A 5774-nucleotide genomic window follows, 5' to 3' on the forward strand; every position below is an offset into this window, starting at 1 on the left:
TTCGTAAGCGTCCGGTCTTTGCCGTTGCATATCGGCGGCTGGAGCCACCATACCCGTCGGCGTGTCCGCGTTGTGGCGCTCGCGGGACTATGTTGAATGCGTCACCCAGTCTGTCAGCCCGCGCATTATCAGCGCCATCGCATCCACTGTCGCTGCGACGTCTGCATCCCATGGTCCAAACCTGGGACGACCATGGAGTTCACCCCAAAGCGATCCTTCAATTCGAGGAGCTGCTTGTCGTCGTATGCAGGGTCAGCCGTGCCGATCACCAGCATGGAGCGACAGTCGCTTTCGCAGCAACGTAGAAGGCCCTCATAAAAGCCGGGCGCGCCGAAGCTCGGCGTAAGCCAGATGAGATCGGCGGTGCGGAGTTCCGGATAATCAGGAACGGTCAGTGCCATCCCCACCGTCCCGAGAGATTTTCCGATGATCGTGAAGCGGCGGTAGTCACCGATTTGCGAGGACGTGATGGCGTCAAAAGCGGCCCCAACATCGGTCTTGATCCAGGACAGTTTTTCTTCATCCGAGCCGTTCATGAAGTCTGGAACGCTGTCGTACGCGTACTCTATCGAGAGAACGTCGGCACCTCGCTGGAACATCAGCTGAGAGCAATAGTAAAGCGCAGGCATTGTGCTGCGGTATCCCAATCCCGGCAGGAGCACGGCCAAGTGGGTGCTCACTTCCGGCTGTCGACGAAGCCTCGTCGAGACGCGCTGTCCGCGATGCCCGAAGACTGAAAGCCCTTCTGCACTTGGCATTGGTTCCTCCTATGGCGTCGTCACTCTGCAACAGCCTTCTTATCGTTCGGCCAGCGCCACGGCAGAAGCTCTTCAATCCGGTTGATCGGGTGTCCGTCGGCAATGCGGGCAAGCGCGTCGGTGAGCCAGGCTTCCGGATTGACACCGTTGAGCCTCGCCGCGCCGATCAATGTGTAGATTGCCGCGGCCCGTTCGCCGCCGGCGTCGGAACCAGCGAAGAGATAATTTTTGCGGCCGAGCGCAATCTCGGGGTCATTCTGCCCATGTTGGGCAGGAGGTCGAAGTCCATTATCGTTGGCATCCGTATTTCGGACGCCGGCTTCGCTGCGAGAACAGCGAAGAACGCGCCAGCGGTCGGATCATTCATCTCGTCATCGTGCCGGGGCATGTCATTACCGCTCCGGCCTGGATGATAGATCCCGTGGCGTGCGCAGCGATGGATCTGGGATCCCCGCGCGTATCGCTTGCTGCACTGCTTGAACTGAACAAACTCTTGATCCAGCGCCGTTTCCGGCGAGGCTCTCCGGATGGTTTCATCATCGGGGAGACGCAAAATGAGGACCTTGCCGCCACCGACACGATCTCTCGTGATCGTTCGCCAGCTCAGCATGCCGCTCGACTCGCACAAGCTGGTCGGGCTGAGCGCAGCGCAACGAATGATCGTGATCGCCCGGCTCGCCAATGTGCTGATGACCGCCGCCGGCATCGTGACGGAGGAGAGCCGCGATGACGAGCAGTAATCTGATTCCGGCCACCATCCTCAAGCGCAAGGCCGTCGTCTATGTACGTCAGTCCACGCAGGCGCAAGTGCAGCTCAATCTCGAGAGCCAGCGTCGGCAATATGAGCTGGTCGACGTCGCGCGCCGCTGGGGATTCCGCAAGGTTGAGGTGATCGACGAGGACTTGGGACGCACCGCAAGTGGAGCTGTGGAACGTCCTGGTTTCGAGCGACTGGTCGACGATCTGTGCACCGGTCATGTGGGCGCTGTGCTTTGCCTGGAGGCGTCCCGCCTGTCTCGCAACGGACCGGACTGGCATCGGCTGCTCGAGTTGTGCGGCGAAGTCGATGCACGGGTGATCGATCTGGACGGAGTCTACGATCCGGGGCTGCCGAATGATCGCCTGCTGCTCGGCATGAAGGGGAGCATCAGCGAGTTCGAACTCGGGGTGCTGCGTGCGCGCATGTACGAAGCTGCCCGCGCCAAGGCAGAGCGCGGCGAACTGCGTATCTCCGTGCCCTTCGGCTATGTCTGGCACCGGGATTACGGTCTCGGGTTCGATCCCGACATACGCCTGCAGGAGACCATTCGCCTGATATTCGCGCGTTTCCGTGAACTCGGCAGTGCGCGCCAGGTCCTGATCTCGATGATCGACGATGGCGTGCATTTCCCCAGACCTTCCGACGGAAAGAAGATGGTGTCCTTCGCCTGGGTTCCGGTCCGCTACCGCAACGTGATCTCCGTCCTGGAGAACCCATTCTACGCCGGCGCCTATGTCTATGGTAAGAGCGAGAAGCGCACTGAGATCGTGGATGGCCGCGTCCGCAAGAGCTATGGTCATTACAAGCCGGCCAGCGAGTGGGCGGTGGTGCTCCAGGAGCATCACGAAGGCTATATTGGATGGAGCGAGTACGAACGGAACCAGGAACTTCTTGCCGCCAACGCCTATGGCAAAGCCGGCGGCGTCAAGTCGGGCCGCGGTGGTCGCGCGTTGCTCCCGGGTCTTCTCTCCTGTGGTCGATGCGGGCGAAGACTGGTTGTCACGTATGCCGGACGTGGCCAAGGTTATCCGGTATATCGTTGCGAGCGCGGCAACACCATGATGGCGCAGGCGCGATGCATGTCGTTCAACGGCTTTCGCACCGATGCGGCGGTGACCCGCGAAGCCTTGGAGGCGGTTGCGCCGATGGCGATCGAGGCGGCGTTGGAGGCTGAACAGATGCAGCTGGAGAGCGAAGCCAAGCGGCGGCAGATGATCGAGATGGACCTGCAGCAGGCACGCTATGAGGCATCGCTCGCCGAGCGCCGCTATGCCGCCTGCGACCCGGAGAACCGGCTTATAGCAGCCCAACTCGAGAGGAGCTGGGAAGCCACGCTCAGGCGCGTGGAGACCTGCGAGGCCCGGCTCAGCGAAGTCCAGCGTGTGGAGCCTGTCGACGCGATCCCTGACTTCACCGGCCTCGCCCAGGATCTCGAGGCCGCCTGGAATGCGCCGGGTGTCGATATGCGCTGCCGTCAGCAACTGCTGCGCGCGCTCATCAAGGACATTGTGGCGGACGTCGATGACGACGCGCGCGATGTGATCCTGACCATCCATTGGCATGGAGGCCAGCACTCCCAGGTAAGGGTTCGCAAGCCCAAATCCGGAGAGCATGGCCAGCGTACGCCTGAGGAGGCTCTGGCGATCATGCGATCCATGGCAACGCGATGGTCGGATGCCGAAATCGCCGCCACACTCAACCGCATGGGCATGAAGACGGGTCAGGGAAAGACCTGGACGGCGCGGCGCGTCCAATCGCTGCGCACGGTGCACAAGATCAGCGGCTATCGCTCTTCCGACAAGAACGGCGAGTGGCTCACCATGTCGGACGCGGCCGCGAAGCTTGGCGTGTCGCACGTCAAAATTCGCCGTTTCGTCAGGGACGGCATATTGCCAGCCGAGCAGGTCATGCGCGGCGCGCCCTACCAGATCCGCGCCAGCGACCTTGAAGATGAGCGGATCAAGGCCGAACTGGCACGCAAAAGCCCGTGTCGCACCAACGACGACAATCAGGAATCGCTGTTTTCCGCCATTTGAAGAGGGGGTGCATAATGAATCAGTCTTCGCGATGCCGCGGAGCGCATTCTCGGCGATGTTGTTGTCGGCCTCCAGCCGGCCATCGCCGAGGAAGCGCGACAGGGCAACGCGACGCTTGATTGTGTAGCGGAACGCTTCCGCCAACACCGACCTAGCCGAGAGCTTGCGACCCGTTGCCTCCATCCAAGTGAACAGATCAGCGAGCAGCGGCTTTGCGGCGACGCGGATCGCCAAGCGATCATGCATAGGCTTGCCTCTTGCCTCGGCCTCTACTGCGTAGAGTTGGGCGATCCGGTCGAGCGCTTCCTTGGCGACTGGCGATGCGGTCGCTTCCCACGCGTCGAATATCTTGCGCCGGCAATGCGCCCAGCAAGCCACCTCTGTTATCTGGCCCGGGTTCGTGCGCTGCGGGCCGTAGAGTTCCTCAAAGCCGGCATAGGCATCGGCCTGCAGGAAGCCGGTGAAGGTCTTGAGATGTTCGCGTGGCCGCTCCGCCTTGCGGTCGGGGCTGTAGAAGAAGGCTGCCGCCGGCGGTGCCGGGCCCTGGAAGGGACGATCGTCGCGGACATAGACTCAGGCCCGGCCAGTCTTGGTGCGTCCATTGCCTGGGGCCAGCACCGGGACCGGTGTGTCGTCGCCATGGATCTTCTCCGCTGCGAAGACATGCCGCCGGATTGCTTCGACCAAAGGCTCCAACAGCCAGGCCGCCTGGCCGACCCAATCGGCGAGGGTCGAGCGGTCGAGATCCACGCCTTCGCGGGCATAGATCGTGCTCTGCCGATAGAGCGGAAGATGATCGGCGTACTTCGCCACCAGCACATGCGCCATCATTCCCGGTGCGGCGCGTCCGCGCGGTGTCGGCAGCGGCGGCGCTGGCGCTTGAATGATGACGTCGCAGCCGGCGCAAGCATACTTCGGCCTGACATGCCGGATCACCTTGAAGTGGCCGGGCACATAGTCGAGCACCTCGGTCACATCGTCGCCAAGCCAGGTCATGTGCGATCCGCAGGCTCGACAAAGGCAGGCTTCGTTGCCATCGGGGTGGTGGATGACCTCCTCGCGCGGCAAATGGTTCGGCAATGGCCGCCGCTTTGGTTGAATCCGCTCCGGCCGGGTCGCCGGAATGCCGGACGTCTCGGCCGCGGCTTCGCTTTGCGCCTCGCCGGCCTCCAACTCCTCGAGCTTCAATTCGAGTTGCTCGATTGCGCGGTCGAGACGTTCGGAGGAGCGGCCGAACTGCATGCGGCGAAGTCGGGCGAGCTGCACCTTCAGCTTCTCGATCTCCAACCGGCCCACTTGAACGGCCGTCATCGCGGCTGCCAGCTCGGCCTGACAGGCCAGGGCGAAAGCCCGCAGCGCTTCGGGATCGGCGGGAAGATCGGCGGTGGCCAGTGACATGATTCAGGATAGCAGAGATTTAGCTCTCGATCCAGAATCAATAAGCAGAATCAATGCTATATCAGACAAGTTGGGGCAGTCTCGGTGGCTCTGGAACTACCGTCCGCCGCCAGTCGATCCCTTCGACCAGGAGCGCCAGCTGGGCCGGCGTCAACGTCAGGGCAGCGTCGACGATCGACGGCCAGACGAACTTCCCCCGCTCCAATCGCTTGGCAAACAAGCAGAGGCCGGAGCCATCATAGTAGAGCACCTTGAGGTAGCCCCCTTGCTTGCCGCGGAACAGGAACATGTGTCCGCTATAGGGGTCCTTCTTCAGCACGGTAGCAACCACCGCAGCCAGGCCATCGAATCCCTTTCGCATGTCAACGGGGCGGCAGCCCAGATAGACCTTCGTGCCGGGTGCGACGTTCAAGATCACGAGACACTCTTCAACGCCATCAGCACCCGGCGCAGCACCCGCTCGTTGATGAAGGCGTCCGTGCGGACCCGCGCCCCATTCGGCAAATCGATCTCGATGACCCCGGTGCGTTCCTCCAGCTTCGGCACCGTCGGCAGCTGGCGTGTTTCCGCGATCATCTTGGCCGGCGGCTCGACGACCGGAATGCGCAAAGCTGTCTCACCTGTGTCTTCGTCGTGGCCGATCATGCCGATCGGGATGAACTCCATGGCGGTGGCTTCGTCGGCCGCTTTCGGCAGGGGCGCGACAGCCGGCAGGCGGCCCTCCCGGGCCTCGCGTCGCCAATTGAAGAGCATATTGGCGTTCATGTTGTGCCGGCGCGCCACTTCGGCCACCGACGTGCCAGGCACCAGCGTCTCCGCCAC

Annotated in this window: 4 protein-coding genes and 3 pseudogenes; 2 read left to right on the forward strand and 5 right to left on the reverse strand. The window is 62.5% G+C overall.

Features of this window, described 5'->3' with window-relative positions; translation table 11 throughout:
• Positions 1-128 precede the first annotated feature (128 nt).
• Positions 129-758, reverse strand: a complete 630-nt coding sequence (locus tag G6N73_RS34430; protein ID WP_165034355.1) for a hypothetical protein — start codon at positions 756-758, stop codon at positions 129-131.
• Between the two features lie 20 nt (positions 759-778).
• A pseudogene (locus G6N73_RS34435) lies at positions 779-1003 on the reverse strand (transposase domain-containing protein); the annotation flags it as partial.
• A gap of 309 nt (positions 1004-1312) precedes the next feature.
• Between G6N73_RS34435 and G6N73_RS34440 the strand changes: the two are divergent.
• Together G6N73_RS34440 and G6N73_RS34445 are read left to right on the forward strand one after the other, a co-directional pair.
• Positions 1313-1498 carry a hypothetical protein gene (locus G6N73_RS34440; protein ID WP_165034354.1) on the forward strand — a complete coding sequence of 62 codons (186 nt, stop codon included), beginning with the start codon at positions 1313-1315 and terminating at the stop codon, positions 1496-1498.
• Positions 1485-3410: pseudogene (locus G6N73_RS34445) on the forward strand (recombinase family protein); the annotation flags it as partial. The gene G6N73_RS34440 and the pseudogene G6N73_RS34445, both read left to right, overlap by 14 nt.
• Here the strand turns inward: G6N73_RS34445 and tnpC are convergent.
• The 3 genes and pseudogenes from tnpC to G6N73_RS38175 all read right to left on the reverse strand — a co-directional run.
• Positions 3396-4952, reverse strand: a pseudogene (tnpC, locus tag G6N73_RS37735) (IS66 family transposase); the annotation flags it as partial. The pseudogenes G6N73_RS34445 and tnpC sit on opposite strands and share 15 nt — an antisense overlap.
• A 61-nt stretch (positions 4953-5013) precedes the next feature.
• Complete coding sequence (tnpB, locus tag G6N73_RS34460; protein ID WP_425484193.1) at positions 5014-5370, reverse strand: IS66 family insertion sequence element accessory protein TnpB; 357 nt, start codon at positions 5368-5370, stop codon at positions 5014-5016.
• On the reverse strand, positions 5367-5774 hold a 408-nt coding region (locus G6N73_RS38175; RefSeq protein ID WP_165034358.1), incomplete at its 5' end, for a transposase. The genes G6N73_RS38175 and tnpB, both read right to left, overlap by 4 nt.

Source organism: Allomesorhizobium camelthorni, assembly GCF_011045125.1.
Taxonomy (GTDB): Bacteria; Pseudomonadota; Alphaproteobacteria; order Rhizobiales; family Rhizobiaceae; genus Allomesorhizobium; species Allomesorhizobium camelthorni.